Source organism: Microbacterium sp. (genome assembly GCF_036566905.1).
Taxonomy (GTDB): domain Bacteria; phylum Actinomycetota; class Actinomycetes; order Actinomycetales; family Microbacteriaceae; genus Microbacterium.
In genome coordinates this window covers 1-14,980 of the sequence record NZ_DATCVK010000150.1, presented here as the reverse complement: position 1 = coordinate 14,980, position 14,980 = coordinate 1, and the positions used below count along the sequence as shown (strand labels likewise).

The window sequence follows — 14,980 nt, the reverse complement described above, 5'->3', positions numbered from 1 at the left end:
GGTTCGCCGCGGCGGCGGTGCCCGCGTCGCCCGAGGCGGCCAGCCGCTCCAGCGACGGTTCGGAGGCGCCGATCACGCCGGCGCCGAGAAGGCTCTGGAGCACGTCGCGGTCGCCGAGCTCCGCCGCGAGCGCGGCATCGGCGGGGGCTGTCCGTACGAGCGCGACCGGCGCGGACGCGATCGTCTCGCCCGGGCGCACCGAATACCGCGCGATCAGCACGTAACGGCCGGCCACCGGGAACAGGGGCGCACTCCCCGAGGCGACCAGCGGCACCGACGCGACGAGCCGCTCACCCGGGGCCAGCTCGACCGACCGCGGTGCGGAGTCGACCGGCCACGGCCACGTCGCTCGCCGCGGCGCGCCACCGGCCGGGGCCACCTCGATCTCGAGGTCGCCCTCGACCAGGTTCAGCCGCGCGCTGACCGTCGCCGCAGCGCCGGTCGAGACGAGCTCGACGTCGGCGAACGCGATGCGATCGAGGGGAACGGTCGGCGCCGCGAGCTGGAGCCGAAGCTCCAGCCCGCCGCCGCGCGTCGCGGGAGAGTTCACGAGGTCGATCCTTCACCCGCCCGGTCGCTCTGTCATCCCGGTCACCGGCCCGTCGGCTGGACGAAGTCGGCGGCGATGCGCTCGGCCGCGGCGACGTCCTTGCCTGCCGCGGAACGGGCCCCGCCCTTCCCCCGTGCCTTCAGCGCCGCGATCGTGTCGGCCACCACCGGGGCGTCCTTCTCGGTCGGGCTCGCGACGGTCACCGCCAGGGCGGCGACGCGTTCGGCCGATCGGCCCGCCACCGCCAGCTCCAGGAAGTGTGCCGCCTCGTCCGGCGCCGCCTCGCGCACATCGCGGGCGCGGACGTCGGTGAACGACCGGGCGAGAGCGTTCGCGAGCACGAGGGCGCCGGCCGCACCGGTGTCGGTGTCGCTATGCTGCTCGGCCAGATCGGTCAAGACGGCACGGGCTGCGGCATCCGTCGCGAAATCGCCCAGAGCGATCGCGCGACCCACACCCGGCGTCAGCGTCTTCGCGCTGATGTCGACCTCGGCGTCCGAGCCGGGCCCGCGAACGTCGACCGTCACCGGCGTCGAGCGCACCGTGGTCATCGCATCCACCTCGAGCTGAGCGGCGACCGTGTGGCGCCCGGGCTCCGTGAAGGTCACGCCCTGGTTGGTGAAGAACACCTGGACGTGGTTGCGGATCGACTCGCCCGGCTGCAGCACGGTCGTCGGACGCGGACCGCAGCCGATCGCGACGTCGACGAGGTGCTGGAGCGAGTGGTCGGGCGGCGTGTGGAGGAAGACGAGGTCGCCCTCCGACAGGTTGATCAGCGTCGTGACGGTCCGTGGCTCGGTCGACACGTTGGTGAGGACGACCTCGGCGGTGACGTACTCGCCGACGAACGCCTGCGCCGGCATCGCGACGGACAGCTCCAGCCCTTCGTCGCCCGTGTCGCCGCCGAGCCCCGCGGCATCGACCGGGGCGGGGAGCCCCGCGGACAGGTCGCCGTGCCCCCATCCGAAGTTCTTCCAGCCTGGGCGCACCTGCGGGTCGGGCGAGTGGATGAGGGACGTGCGGTCATGGTCCGAGAACGCGAACGAGGCATTGCCCGGATAGGGATTGGCCGTCGTGGCGAAGCCCATGACGTCGCCGGTCTGATTCATGATCTCGATGCCGATGCCCGGATTGTGGACGTCGTGCTTCGGATGCCACAGGTTGAACGCGTGCCCCGCCTCGTGCACCAGGGTGCGCAGGAAGGCCGCGGGCACCTCGTCGAGCGGGCGTCCGCGGGCCGCCGCGGCGATGAAGGAGTCGTTCCCGAGCTGCACGTCGGCGAACCCCGCGGCTCCTTCTCGAGGCACGGTGTCGTCGTCGAACATGATCCCGAACAGACCGCCCTGCGCAGACCCCACGAACAGCCACAGCCGCCAGGACTCGCCGCTGACCGTCTGGCGGTGCCCCGACATGAGGGTCGCGAGCTCCGCATTGGTCAGATCGGCGTCGTTCGGCACGGTGATCTCGTCGGTGACGACGGTCACGTCCCAGCCCGCGCCGGCATAGACAGAACGCACGGTGGCGGCTGCTCCCGATCCGATCGTGGCGGATGCCGGGAACACGCGGTTGACCATGGCGTCGACCTCGATGCGGCAGCCGCGATACATCGGCGACGTCTTGCGCGCGGTGACGTTCGTGACGGTGCCGCCGATCGACAGCGTGCCGGTCATGCGTTGCGACTCCCCCAGGATGGTCGACGCCGTCGTCACGACGAGCGGTCGCCGGCAACGCAGCGTGAGCGTGCCCGTGTCGGTCGACACGAACTCCTGCGTCGTGCGGTTCCACAGGTGCCGCACGATCTGGACGGTGAGCGTGCCGTCGACGTACGTCGAGCCGTTCGAGCGGAAGTACCAGGAGTACTCCGACGCCGGGAATGCCGGATACCAGCGCAGGCCCAGCGGCAGGAACTCGGAGAGGATGGGCGCCTCGTCCTCGGACGCGTCGCGCTCGCCCGCGTCGGCGTCGGAGTCGGCGCGGAGTCCGCCGCCCGGCATCGGGACGGGGATCGGCCGGAGCCGCTCGAGCTCCAGCTCGGTGAACACGGGCGGGAAGACCCGGCGCGCGTACATGTCGCCGGAGACCCGCAGCGATGACGCACCCACCTCGATGCGCAGCGCACCGCGCACCTCGGGGCCGAACACCGTGCGGCGCTCCAGTTCGAGCAGCCAGGAGCCGTCGAGGGTGCCGATCGCACACGGTCGGGTCAGCAGCTCGGGGCGGATGACGGGGCCGACGACGAGCTCGCCGTCGGCGTCGAATTCGAGAGGCGCGTCCGGCGCGGCGGAAGCCGCGCGGCCGCAGCCGCAGTCGTGGTCCATGGCAGAGCCCTCATTCCCGGCCGCGGACGCGGCCGCTGACAATGAGGAGACCTGCACGAACGGCATTGATACGCCCGGGCTGCGGCCGGCACCCGAACACCTCGAGGCTCCCACGGGCAAGGTTATGCGTCCAGTGGGCGTGGGGGCGGGCCGCTCCACGGCGTCCGCGGCCCCGCCTAGGCTTGATTCCATGCGCCTGGCCACCTGGAACGTGAACTCCATCCGCGCGCGGGTCGACCGCATCGTCGACTTCGCGGTGCGCGAGCACATCGACGTGCTGGCGATGCAGGAGATCAAGTGCAAGACCGAGCAGTTCCCGTTCGACCGCTTCGAGGAGGCGGGCTTCCACGTCGAGGCGTACGGCTTCTCGCAGTGGAACGGCGTGGCGATCGCGAGCCGCGAGCCGCTCACGAACGTGCGCACCGCGTTTCCCGGCATGCCGGGCTTCGAGAAGGGGCACAACGGCCCCGACGCCCCACAGGAGGCGCGTGCGATCGGCGCCACCGTCGGCGGTGTCGAGGTCTGGAGCCTGTACGTGCCGAACGGCCGCTCGCTCGGCGACCCCCACTACTTCTACAAGCTCGACTGGCTCTCGGCGCTGAGCCAGTACACCTCGGACTCCCTCGCGGCGAACCCCGACCTCGCCCTCGCGCTGGTCGGCGACTTCAACATCGCGCCGACGGATGCCGACAACGGCGACCCTGCGGTCGTCCCGGGCTTCTCGACCCACGTGTCGCCGCCCGAGCGCGAGGCGTTCGCCGCGCTCGAGGCCGCCGGCCTGCAGGACGTCGTGCGCCCGCTGATCCCCACCGGCTACACCTACTGGGACTACAAGCGCTTGAAGTTCCCCCGTAACGAGGGCATGCGCATCGACTTCATCCTCGGCTCCCACGCAGTGTCCGAGGCCGTCACCGGTGCGACGATCCACCGCAACGAGCGCAAGGGCGAGCTCCCGAGCGACCACGTTCCCGTCGTCGTCGACCTCGATCTCGAGGGCCCCGAAGATGACGACCGCCCGATGATCTTCTGACCCCGGCTCTGCGCCCCGCCGGGGGCGGATGTCAGTCCGTCGGGTCGGGCGTGCAGCCCGGCGGCTCCGAGTTGCCGCTGATCGCGAAGTCGCTGCACGTGAGGAAGTGCTCCTGGTTGAGGCCGAGCACGAACGAGGTGACGGCGACGCCGAGCACGACGAGCGCGATGAGCCACTTCGTGCGTCGCCGCGTCTGGGTCGCGAAGTCGGGCCAGACGACGCGCACCAGCACCCACAGGGTGAACGGGATGCCGAGCAAGACCGCCGCGATCGCGGCGAGGTCGACGATGGCGAGTGCGACGTCGGTCGTGTCGTCGGCGACCACGAAGTTGAGGACGAGCCACACCGACGGCAGCAGGAGGACGAAGGCGCGCGCGAGTCTGCCGCCGACGGGGCGGCGTTCCACGAGTACGAACACGAAGGCTGCCGTCGAGGCGGCCCAGAGCGCGAGGATGTCGTCGAAGAACACCTCGCCCCACGCGCCGAGCGTGAAGGCCGGCCACCACGCGATCGCGACCATCCCGACCATCGCCACGCCCGCCGGCACGTCGCGACGGCGGTGATGCTCGTCGGTGGGTACGGCGGACGCGGTCACAGCGGCACGGTATCGCGCCGGGGAGGGGCATCCGTCGCTCCACGCCAGGAGATGCCCGGACAATTTCCTCCGCCCCGCGTCATGATCCGCCGCGGCACGCGTCTTGCCCTGTGCACACCCGTTCTGCGTGCGCCCCCGGACTCCCCTGAACAGCGGATTCCCAGCGCGCATCGCTAGCCTGACGCGGATCCGCCGTCGCCGGCTGAACCCTGGAGCGCCCACCCGGCGAGGAGAGATCGTGACAAGCCCCCACCGCGCCGTCGTCGACGGCCCGCTGAGCGAGCGAGCCGACGAGGACCTCGTCGTATCCGCGCGCGGGGGCGACGACGCCGCGTACGCGGTGCTCTGGGAGCGGCACGTCTCGAGCGCACGCAGTGCGGCGCGAGCCGTCAGTCCGCACGTCGACCCCGACGACCTGGTCTCGGAGGCGTTCGCGTCGATCCTCTCCGCGATCCGCAAGGGCGGCGGTCCGCAGGACGGCTTCCGCCCCTACCTCTTCGCCACCATCCGCAACACCGCCGCCTCGTGGGGCCGGCGCCCCAGCGAGGTTCCGCTCGACGACCTGGACGAGCGGGCCGTGGACTCCGCTGCCGAGTTCGCCGAGCTCGTCGCCGACCGCTCGGTGCTGGCGCAGGCCTTCCGCGAGCTGCCGGCCCGCTGGCGGACGCTGCTCTGGTACATCGAGGTCGAGGGCATGAAGCCCCGCGAGGTGGCACCGCTGCTGGGCATGAGCGCCAACGCGGTGTCGGCGCTCGCCTACCGTGCCCGCGAGGGCTTCAAGCAGGCCTGGCTGCAGGCCCACATCAGCGACCCCGCGCGTCCGGCGGAGTGCCGCTGGGTCTGCGAGCTGCTGGTCGCCGGTGAGCGCAAGGCGGTCGCCCGCGGCGATCGGCGCCGCCTCGACGCGCACCTCCGCACCTGCCAGGCCTGCCGCATCGTCGCGGCCGACCTCGAGCATGTCTCGCAGAAGCTCCGCATGGTGCTCCTGCCTCTTGTACTGGGCGGGGCTGGGGCCCTCGCCTACACCGCCGATGCCACTCCGGCCGTGGCAGCGGTGGTCGCCGGAACGCCCACCGGGGGTGGCGGGGCGTCCGGCTCTGGGGAGATGGGCGCGGGGGGCGCCTCTGGCGGAGGTGCCGGCGTGGGGAGCGTCGGCACCACCGCCCTCCCGGCAATGGCGATCGCGGCGGGCGTCGTCATCGTGGCCGCGGTCGCCGTGGGAGCGATCGTGTTCGCGGCGGCGCCGTGGGACGCGCCGGCGAGCCAGACCCCGGTCGCGGCGAACGCGCCCGTCGAGACGGATGGCTCCGACGACGTCGTGAGGCCGGTCGATGAGCCCGTGGATGAGGCCGCCGAAGCCGCGCCGGCACCCGAGGGCGAGGTGGCGCCGCCTGCGCCGCTCCCCGTGCCCGCGCCGGTACCCGTTCCGCGGGCGCAGCCCGACCCGGTACCGACTCCCGCGCCGGCGCCGTCGACGCCGGCACCGACGACCCCGACCCCGACCCCGACGACTCCGACACCGCCGGCACAGACCGCGACCCCGGTGCTGGACACCCCGTCCGACCTCTCGGCGGCGATCCCCGCGCCGATCACGGGCACGGGAGCGCCCGGCGCGACCGTCGCGCTGCGCGACGACTCCGGCACCGAACTCGTGACCGTGACAGTCGGCGCCGACGGGCGCTTCTCGGCCACGATTCCCGGCGACCTGCTGCGCACCGGCATGACGGTGCGCGCCGTGCAGACGGCTGCCGAGACGCGGCCCTCCGAGCCGAGCGCCGCCGTGGGTCCGTTCCTCCTTCCGGCGCCGGCGGTGACCGCCTCGGACGGCTCGCTCGACGCGCGCCTCGAGGATGCCGACCGCGACGGTCTCGCCGACGACCTGTACCTGCAGCTGAGCGGAGAGCAGGGCCGGACGGTCGCCGTCTCGGTCGACGACGTCTGGACCGGCAACCTCCACGTGCTCGCCGGCCGGCCACTCCTGCGCGTCGTGTACGACATGCCGCCTGGCGCTCACGTGATCGGGATCCGCTACGTCGACCCCGCGACCGGGCGCGAAGGCCGCATCGCACACGTCGTTATCGACGCGACCGCCCGCTGACGGAGGGCGGGCGGATCCGCCGGCTCCTCGGCATCCCCTTCGATGCGTCCTTCGCTACGAGATCGCGACCTGCTGACCCTCCATGCTCGGCGCCACCGGCGCCGCCGGGATCGAGAACGTCTGCGCGAACCGCTCGAGCAGGGTCGCATCGCCGCTGACCACCGCGAGAACCTCCTCGTCGATCGCGGCGGCCGGGGTCAGCTCACCCGAGATGAGGCGCCGGATGCCGGGACCCGCCGCGAAGACGATGCCGGGGTCGTCCGCGACAGACGCCTGCGTGCCGAGTCGCGGGTCCACGGGCCGGCCGGCGGGCTGCAGCTGCGCGATCTTGAGCCCCGACGGATCGACGTGCACACGCAGGACGACGTCGGCGACGTGCACCTCGTATTCCGCGGGCGGCAGCGTGGCTGCGGCATCCGACCGGAAGGCGGTGCGCAGCGCCATCGTGAGCGAGTCCGCGGTGACGATGTCGTCCGGGGACGGATCGCCCATCTGCGGGAACCCCCAGCGGCCCATCGCGAGGACGATCGGCTCGAGCTCGCGCCCGTAGGGGGTCAGCTCGTACACCAGGCCGCAGTGCAGGAGGGGCACCCGGCGCACCACGCCGCCCTCCTGCAGTTCCTTGAGCCGCGTGGAGAGGATGTTGGTGGGGATCTTGGGCAGCCCCTGCTTGAGGTCGGTGTAGCGCCGAGGGCCGACGAGCAGATCGCGGACGATGAGCAGTGCCCACCGCTCCCCGATCAGCTCGATGGCCGTGGTGACCCCGCAGTACTGCCCGTAGCTGCGGGAGGCCACCTACGCCTGCGCCTGCTCCGCCAGGTAGGCATCGGGTCCCTCGGCGGCGGCCTCGGGATCCATGTACATGAACTGGATGCCGTTGCCGTCGGGATCGATGAGGTCGCGGCCGTACATGAACCCGTAGTCCTGCGGTTCGCCGGGTGCGGTCCCGCCGTGTGCGGCGCCCGCCTCGACGATCCTGTCGACGTCTTCGCGGGAGTCGCGGCTGATCGACAGGAGCACCTGGGCGTGCGTGCGCGGGTCGGCGAACTCCTTGTCGGTGAACGTCGAGAAGTACTCCTTGGTGAGCACCATGAAGAAGATGTCGTCGCTCCACACCACGCATGCGGCGTTGTCGTCGGTGAAGAGCGGGTTCAGCTCGCACCCCAGGGCGGTGTAGAACGCCTTCGAGCGCTCGAGGTCGTTCGTGGGGATGTTGACGAAGATGTGCGTCATTGCCTTGCTCCTTGGATTGTGGTGCCGGTGAGGCTGCCGACATCCGATGGTTGCAAAAAACAAGCACGCTTGTCAATAGCAAGTAACTCGACCCTGCACCCCCGGCACAGCGTCCGACTCCGCCTCTCGGGGGATGCCGTTACAGCGAGTCCGCCCTAGCGTGGAGGGATGTCCGACCACACCGCCGCGCACCCGGTCCGGCGCCCGCGGCCGACGCCTGCCGAGCTGCGCAACGACGTCTGGCTGGCGGCCGGCCTGTTCGTCTCGGCGGTCCTGAGCACCGCACTCGGATCGGTGGCAGGCGTGTACGGCGCCGATGCCGCCGAGGGGATGCAGTGGGCGCTGCTGTACAGCCTCGGGCTCACCGCCCCGCTCGCGGTGCGGCGGCGCTTCCCCGACGTCGTGGTCGTCGCCATCGCGGTGGTGTTCTTCGTCGGCGTGACGCTGCGCATCCCCGATCTCTACGTCTCGAACATCGCGATGTTCATCGCGATGTACACCGTCGGCGCCTGGGTCGACGACCGGCGCCGCGCCATGTGGGTGCGCGTCGGCGTCATCGTCGCGATGTTCGTGTGGCTGATCGTGACCATGTTCCAGTCGGCGATCGATCCGTCCGACGACGGGCTCTCCCAGGCGGGGGTGTTCTCGCCGTTCGCGGCGATGCTGCTGCTCCAGCTGCTCGTCAACGCGGGGTTCTTCGGCGGGGCGTACTACATGGGCGACCGGGCATACGCTGCCGCGATGTCGCGCGCAGCGCTCGAGCAGCGCACCCGGGAGCTCGAGCGCGAACGCGAGGTGACCGCCGCACAGGCCGTCGCCCTCGACCGCGTCCGCATCGCCCGCGAGCTGCACGACGTCGTCGCGCACCACGTCTCGGCGATGGGCGTGCAGGCCGGCGCCGCCCGCGCGGTTCTGCAGCGGGATCCGGATGCCGCGCGCACGGCGCTGCTCGGCATCGAGGACTCCGCCCGCTCCGCCATCGCCGACCTGCGCCAGCTGCTCGAGACCCTGCGCACCTCGGCCGGCGATGCCGAGGGCGGCTCGACCGTGCACCTGTCCGCCCTCCCCGACCTCGTCGCGCACGCCAACGGCAACGGGCTGCCGACGACGCTGACGGTCGTCGGCGAACGTGTCGACCTGCCCGACCTCGTGCAGGTGAACATGTACCGCGTCGCCCAGGAGGCGCTCACCAACGCGCGCCGCCACGGCGGACCGGATGCCGCAGCCGACGTCCGCCTGCGCTACAGCACCGATGCCGTCGAGCTGGAGGTCGTCAACTCCGGGCGCGCCGTCGCGGTGCCGATGCGGCCCGGGCTGGGCCTGGTGGGGATGCGAGAGCGTGCCGCGGCGTCGGGCGGCGTGCTCGAGACGGGACCGCGCGGCCGCGGCGGATTCCTCGTGCGGCTGCGGGTGCCGCTGACCGCGCCGGCGCCGTCCCGCGCCTCAGCGGCGGTGGGCGCATGACGGCGGCGATCCGGGTGCTGCTGGTCGACGACCACGCCGTGATGCGGGCCGGCTTCCGCATGATCCTCGAATCGGCCGGCGACATCTCCGTCGTGGGTGAGGCCTCGACCGGCGTGGAGGCGGTGGCTGCGGCATCCGCTCTCCGCCCGGACGTGATCTGCATGGACGTCCAGATGCCCGACATGGACGGCGTGGAGGCCACCCGCCGCATCGCGCGCGACCCGTCCGTCGAGGCGGCCGTCGTCGTGGTGACGACGTTCGACCGCGACGACTACCTGTTCGACGCGCTCGCGGCCGGCGCCAGCGGGTTCCTGCTGAAGAACGCCGGACCCGAGGAGCTCATCGCCGCGGTGCGTGTGGCCGCCGCCGGCGACGCGCTGCTCGCGCCCGAGGTCACCCGCCGCGTGATCGCCCGCTTCGCCCCGGCGGCAGACGGCCGCGAGAGAACTTCGGGTGGACGAGAGGCAGGGAACCCCCCTACGCCTGGTCCGCCCGTCATACTCTCGCGCGACAGCGGCGTGCCGACCGTCGAGTTGACCGAGCGCGAGGGCGAGGTGCTGCGGCTGGTCGCGCAGGCGATGAGCAACGCCGAGATCGCGCAGCGGCTCTACATCGGAGAGGCGACGGTCAAGACGCACGTGTCGAACGTGCTGCAGAAGCTCGGCGCCCGGGATCGCGTCGCCGCCGTCGTCTACGCCCACCGCCACGGGCTCGTCTCGACCACGGATGCCCCGGCCCCGGGCCCGTGAAGGGCACCGGGTCGGGGCATCCGATCTGCTGGAACGATGCCGGCCCCGAAGGCCGACCGGGGGGAATCAGGCCGCGACGGGAACGCCGGCGTAGCGGTCCACGAGGGCGCCGAACGCCTCGAGGTAGCCGACGAGGAACTCGGCGGTCTGGTCGTTCGTGACCTCGCCGGTCTCGGTGAACAGGCCGGGCGTCGTCTGCACGTAGCCCTCGGGCTGGCCGAGCGTCGGCGCGTTGTAGTGGCTGAGGACGGCCTTGAGGTGCTGCTGCGCGGCCGCGGTGGCGATGCCGCCGCCGGAGGTGCCGATGACGGCGGTGGGCTTGCCGTTGAACGAGCCCTGGCCCCACGGACGCGCGGCCCAATCGAGGGCGTTCTTCAGCACGCCGGGGATCGAGCGGCTGTACTCCGGGGTGACGATGATGACGCCGTCGACGTCTTCGATGGCCTGCTTGAAGTCGCGCGCGACCTGCGGGTAGTCCGCGTCGAAGTCGGGCGAGTAGAACGGGAGGTCCTTGATCGGGATCTCGACGAGCGTCGTGCCCTCGGGGGCGAGACGCTCGAGAGCCTTCGCGAGGCGGCGGTTGATGGAGGTCGACGAGATGCTGCCGACGATGTAGCCGATGGTCCGCTCGGACATTGTTGTTCTCCTTGAAAGACAGAGGCGTCCCCGGTGGGGGGCCACCGTGGACGTTCCAGTTCCATGCAAGCACATGAACCTGTGCATCTATTCCCCCGCATGAAACGCGGCCTCGCACACGTCTCCCCCGTGGAGCGGACGGCGATGATCCCCCTCCCGGGGGAGGACGCCGACGGCGACGGTGCGTAGCGTCGGTGTCGCAGGGCTCGACCACCGGGGTGCGGGCCCGACACCTGTGACGGTTCGGTCACGGGGTGCGAGAGGAGACAGGATGCTGCAGCTTCGCGGTATCGGCAAGAGCTACGGGGGGCGCCGCGTGCTCGACGACGTGTCGTTCGACGTGCGGCCGGGCCGGCTCACGGGCTTCGTCGGCGGAAACGGCGCCGGCAAGACCACGACCATGCGGATCGTGCTGGGAGTGCTCACCGGAGACGCCGGCACGGTGACGCTCGACGGCGCCGAGGTGACGGCGGCGGACCGCCGCCGGTTCGGGTACATGCCCGAAGAGCGCGGGCTGTATCCGAAGATGAAGGTGCTGGAGCACATCGTGTACCTCGCACGCCTGCACGGGTTCGCCAAGACGGATGCCGAGGCGCGCGCCCGCGCGCTGCTCGAGCAGCTGGGACTCGGCGAGCGCCTGAACGACAACGTCGAGACCCTCTCGCTCGGCAACCAGCAGCGTGCGCAGATCGCCGCGGCGCTCGTGCACGACCCGCAGGTGCTCATCCTCGACGAGCCGTTCTCGGGCCTGGACCCGCTCGCGGTGGACGTCGTGGCGGGTGTGCTGCAGGAGCGCGCCGCGGCCGGCGCCGCCGTGCTGTTCTCGTCGCACCAGCTCGACGTCGTCGAGCGCCTGTGCGACGACCTCGTCATCATCGCCGGCGGCACGATCCGCGCGGCCGGCGGCCGGGACGCGCTGCGCGCCCAGCACTCGACCCGCCGCTTCGAACTGGTGTCGGCCGGCGACGCCGGGTGGCTGCGGACCGAGCCCGGCGTCGACGTCCTCGACTTCGACGGCGGCTACGCGGTGTTCGACGCGGACAGTGACGAGACGGCGCAGCGGGTGCTGCGGCGGGCCCTCGCGCAAGGGGATGTCGCGAGCTTCGCGCCCCAGCATCCGTCCCTCGCCCAGATCTTCCGAGAGGTCATCCAGTGAGCACCACCGACACCCGCCGCGCCCCCGCAGTCCTCGGTGGCGGCCAGGCCATCTGGCTCGTCGCCGAGCGCGAGATCGGCTCGAAGCTGCGCAGCAAGGCGTTCGTCATCTCGACGGCGATCCTCTTCGTCGGCGCCCTGGCGCTCGTCATCTGGGGAGGCCTGCAGGCGGCGAACGCGACCGGTACGCCTGTCGCGGTCACCGCCGACGCCCAGCAGTACGTCGCGAACGCGGAAGGCCTCGACGTCACCGAGGTGGCCGACAGGTCCGCCGCCGAGGCCCTCGTCGAGGACGACACCGTGGACGCCGCCGTGGTGGCCGACACCTCGTCGCCCCTCGGCTTCGCTGTCATCGCGGACTCGTCGCCGCCGACGCAGCTGCTGCTGCAGCTCGCGCAGCTGCCGCCGGTCGAGCTGCTGAACCCCGATGGGGGCAACGCCGCGCTCGGCTACATCGCCGCCGTCGGCTTCGGCATCGTGTTCCTGCTCGCCGCGTCGCTGTTCGGCAGCACGATCGCGCAGAGCGTCGTCGAGGAGAAGCAGACGCGCGTGGTGGAGCTGCTGATCTCGGCCATCCCCGTGCGCTCGCTCCTGGCGGGCAAGGTGATCGGCAACACGGTCCTCGCCATGGGCCAGATCCTCATCCTCGCTGCGATCGCGGTCATCGGTCTCACCGTCACCGATCAGACGGAGTTGCTGCAGGGCCTCGGTGCGCCGATCGCCTGGTTCGCGATCTTCTTCCTGTTCGGGTTCATCCTGCTCGCTTCGCTCTTCGCTGCCGCAGCCTCGATGGTGTCGCGGCAGGAGGACATCGGCTCGACCACCGGACCGCTGACGATGCTCATCATGGCGCCGTACTTCCTGGTGATCTTCTTCAACGACAACCCGGTGGTGCTCGCGGTCATGTCGTACGTGCCGTTCTCGGCCCCGGTCGGCATGCCGATGCGGATCTTCCTCGGCGACGCCCAGTGGTGGGAGCCGCTGGTGTCGATCGCGATCCTCATCGCGACCTGCATCGCCGCGATCCTCATCGCCGCGCGGATCTACGAGAACTCGCTGCTGCGCATGGGCGGCCGTGTGAAGCTCTCGGAGGCCCTCGCCGGCTGAGCGGCGGAACAGCGGGCAGGCGGATGCCCCGGCCCGGCGCTTCGGCGCCGGGTCGGGGCATCCGTCCGTCCGGCGCGGTCAGCCGCCCATCATCTCGGGCACCATCTCGCCGACCGAGATGACGTTGCCCGCAGGGTCGCGGAACCACGCGATGTCGGGCCCTCCCTCGAAGCCGCGCGAGATTCCCTTCTCATCCGTGCCGTAGTCGGGGTCGCTGTAGATCTTCGTGGTGACCCCACGGGCGTTGAGGTCGTCGACGGCGGCGTCGACATCCTCCACGCTGAAGTTCAGGATCGTGAACACGGCCGGCTCGTGATCCTCCTTCGGATAGACGAAGACGTGTCCGCCGCCGGGGAGCGCGATGGTGAACCCACCGCCCATCTCCTCGTACACGGTCACGTCGAGCCCCAAGGTGTCGCGGTAGAACGCCACGGCCTCGCCGATGTCGGGTACGGCGAAGCTCGAGAACGGACGATCGGTTGTGAACATGACAGCCTCCCAGTGTGTGTCCCCACGACCACGATCCTCTTGCCGGCCCGGCCTGTCGAGGGGTTCGGCGTCGGCATCGCCGAGGCGATCGCACAAGCCCCTCCCGGACGCCGTGGCGCGTGAATAGGTTGACCTCATGGCCAACGAGACCACGCTTGTCATCCTCGGCGCCTCCGGCGACCTCACCTCCCGGCTGCTGCTGCCCGCCCTGGGGCAGCTGCTCACGATGGAGCCGCAGCGCCGCGTGCGGCTGCGCGGCGCGGGCATGGACGACTGGGACGACGCGCGCTGGCGCGACACCGTGCAGGAATCGTTCGCCGCGGGTGGTTTCGGCGACGCCTTTCGAGCGGTCGCCGAGACGACCTACCAGCGCGCCGACATCACCGACCCGCATGATCTCGAGCAGGTGGTCGCCGATCCCGGAGATCGCCTCGCGCTGTACTTCGCCGTGCCGCCCGCCGTGGCGGCGGCGGCCTGCGAGGCCCTCGCCGCCGTGACGATCCCCGATGGCACGGTGCTCGCGCTCGAGAAGCCCTTCGGCGTCGACGAGGCCTCGGCGCATCGGCTCAATGCGACGGTGACCGCCCTGGTGCCCGAGGAGCAGATCTTCCGCATCGACCACTTCCTCGGCCGGTCGACGACCCTGAACATGCTCGGCGTCAGGTTCGCCAACCGCGTGTTCGCACCCGTGTGGTCGTCGCAGCACATCGAGTCGGTCGTGGTCCGCTACGACGAGACGCTGGGCCTCGAGGGCCGCGCCGGCTACTACGACCGCGCCGGCGCGCTGGTCGACATGATCCAGAGCCACCTCCTGCAGGTGATGGCAGTGCTGGCGATGGAGCCGCCCGCCACGCTGCACGAGCGGGACTTCCGCGATGCCACCGCTGCGGTGCTGCGCGCGACGCACGTGTGGCAGGACGATCCGGCGATCGCGTCGCGGCGTGCGCGGTACACCGCAGGCGCCGTCGGCGACCGCCGGCTGCCGTCGTACGTCGACGAGCCGGATGTCGACCCCTCACGCGAGACCGAGACGCTCGCGGAGCTCACCTGCGAGGTGCGCAACGAACGATGGCAGGGCGTGCCTTTCACCCTGCGCTCGGGCAAGGCGCTCGCGGGCAAGGACGGCGAGGTGGTCGTGACCTTCCGGCCCGTCAACCACGTTCCGGACGGGCTCACGGGCGCCGCACCCGGCTCGGTGCTCCGCTTCTCGCTCGGGCCCGACCGCATGGACCTCGAGCTCAACGTCAACGGCGGCGACGACCCGCTCGAGCTCGAGCGCGCGGTCCTGGAGGCCGACCTCGGCGCCGGCGCTCTCAAGGCCTACGGCGAGGTGCTGTCGGGCATCCTCGACGCCGACGCGACACTCGCCGTGCGTGGAGACGCCGCCGAGCAGTCGTGGCGCATCGTCGACCCGGTGCTCGCCGCCTGGCGGGCGGGTGAGGTGCCCCTCGACGACTACCCGGCCGGCTCGCTCGGGCCCGACCACTGGCCGAAGCTCCCCTGAGCGACGCGCCCGGCGGGCACGCCGCGGCCCGGCCCGGCCCGGCCCCCCGGCA

At 71.6% G+C, this 14,980-nt stretch carries 14 protein-coding genes; 7 read left to right on the top strand and 7 right to left on the bottom strand.

Features of this window, described 5'->3' with window-relative positions; translation table 11 throughout:
- A partial coding sequence (locus VIP82_RS11515; RefSeq protein WP_331908658.1) for a hypothetical protein occupies positions 1-550 on the bottom strand: 550 nt, incomplete at its 3' end.
- A gap of 41 nt (positions 551-591) precedes the next feature.
- Positions 592-2,868 (bottom strand): hypothetical protein, encoded by a 2,277-nt coding sequence (locus tag VIP82_RS11510; protein ID WP_331908656.1) that lies wholly within the window; start codon positions 2,866-2,868, stop codon positions 592-594.
- Between the two features lie 190 nt (positions 2,869-3,058).
- Here VIP82_RS11510 and VIP82_RS11505 point away from each other — a divergent pair, with 190 nt between their 5' ends.
- A complete protein-coding gene (locus tag VIP82_RS11505) occupies positions 3,059-3,898 on the top strand; it encodes an exodeoxyribonuclease III (protein WP_331908654.1) in 840 nt (279 codons plus the stop codon).
- A gap of 31 nt (positions 3,899-3,929) precedes the next feature.
- On the opposite strand, the gene VIP82_RS11500 is transcribed toward VIP82_RS11505, so the two are convergent.
- On the bottom strand, positions 3,930-4,493 hold the full coding sequence (locus VIP82_RS11500; RefSeq protein ID WP_331908652.1) for a hypothetical protein: 564 nt from the start codon (positions 4,491-4,493) through the stop codon (positions 3,930-3,932).
- A 238-nt stretch (positions 4,494-4,731) separates the two neighbouring features.
- Here VIP82_RS11500 and VIP82_RS11495 point away from each other — a divergent pair, with 238 nt between their 5' ends.
- Complete coding sequence (locus VIP82_RS11495) at positions 4,732-6,591, top strand: sigma-70 family RNA polymerase sigma factor (protein WP_331908650.1); 1,860 nt, start codon at positions 4,732-4,734, stop codon at positions 6,589-6,591.
- Positions 6,592-6,645: 54 nt separating this feature from the next.
- Here the strand turns inward: VIP82_RS11495 and VIP82_RS11490 are convergent, their stop codons facing one another.
- Both VIP82_RS11490 and VIP82_RS11485 read right to left on the bottom strand, forming a co-directional pair.
- Positions 6,646-7,386, bottom strand: coding sequence for a winged helix-turn-helix transcriptional regulator (locus VIP82_RS11490; protein ID WP_331908648.1), 741 nt, complete (start codon positions 7,384-7,386; stop codon positions 6,646-6,648).
- Complete coding sequence (locus VIP82_RS11485) at positions 7,387-7,824, bottom strand: VOC family protein (RefSeq protein WP_331908646.1); 438 nt, start codon at positions 7,822-7,824, stop codon at positions 7,387-7,389.
- Positions 7,825-7,992: 168 nt separating this feature from the next.
- Here VIP82_RS11485 and VIP82_RS11480 point away from each other — a divergent pair, with 168 nt between their 5' ends.
- The gene (locus VIP82_RS11480) at positions 7,993-9,288 is read left to right on the top strand and encodes a sensor histidine kinase (RefSeq protein ID WP_331908644.1); all 1,296 of its coding nucleotides are present in this window, start codon (positions 7,993-7,995) and stop codon (positions 9,286-9,288) included.
- Positions 9,285-10,037: a response regulator gene (locus VIP82_RS11475; RefSeq protein ID WP_331908642.1), complete on the top strand. Its 753-nt coding sequence runs from the start codon at positions 9,285-9,287 to the stop codon at positions 10,035-10,037. Before VIP82_RS11480 ends, VIP82_RS11475 begins: the two co-directional genes overlap by 4 nt.
- A 66-nt stretch (positions 10,038-10,103) precedes the next feature.
- On the opposite strand, the gene VIP82_RS11470 is transcribed toward VIP82_RS11475, so the two are convergent.
- A complete protein-coding gene (locus tag VIP82_RS11470) occupies positions 10,104-10,673 on the bottom strand; it encodes an NADPH-dependent FMN reductase (protein WP_331908640.1) in 570 nt (189 codons plus the stop codon).
- A gap of 271 nt (positions 10,674-10,944) precedes the next feature.
- On the opposite strand from VIP82_RS11470, the gene VIP82_RS11465 reads away from it, so the two are divergent.
- A complete protein-coding gene (locus VIP82_RS11465) occupies positions 10,945-11,829 on the top strand; it encodes an ABC transporter ATP-binding protein (protein WP_331908638.1) in 885 nt (294 codons plus the stop codon).
- Positions 11,826-12,935, top strand: coding sequence for an ABC transporter permease (locus VIP82_RS11460; RefSeq protein WP_331908636.1), 1,110 nt, complete (start codon positions 11,826-11,828; stop codon positions 12,933-12,935). Before VIP82_RS11465 ends, VIP82_RS11460 begins: the two co-directional genes overlap by 4 nt.
- A 78-nt stretch (positions 12,936-13,013) precedes the next feature.
- Here the strand turns inward: VIP82_RS11460 and VIP82_RS11455 are convergent, their stop codons facing one another.
- A complete protein-coding gene (locus tag VIP82_RS11455) occupies positions 13,014-13,424 on the bottom strand; it encodes a VOC family protein (RefSeq protein ID WP_331908634.1) in 411 nt (136 codons plus the stop codon).
- Positions 13,425-13,560: 136 nt separating this feature from the next.
- On the opposite strand from VIP82_RS11455, the gene VIP82_RS11450 reads away from it, so the two are divergent.
- A complete protein-coding gene (locus VIP82_RS11450) occupies positions 13,561-14,928 on the top strand; it encodes a glucose-6-phosphate dehydrogenase (protein WP_331908632.1) in 1,368 nt (455 codons plus the stop codon).
- Positions 14,929-14,980 lie beyond the last annotated feature (52 nt).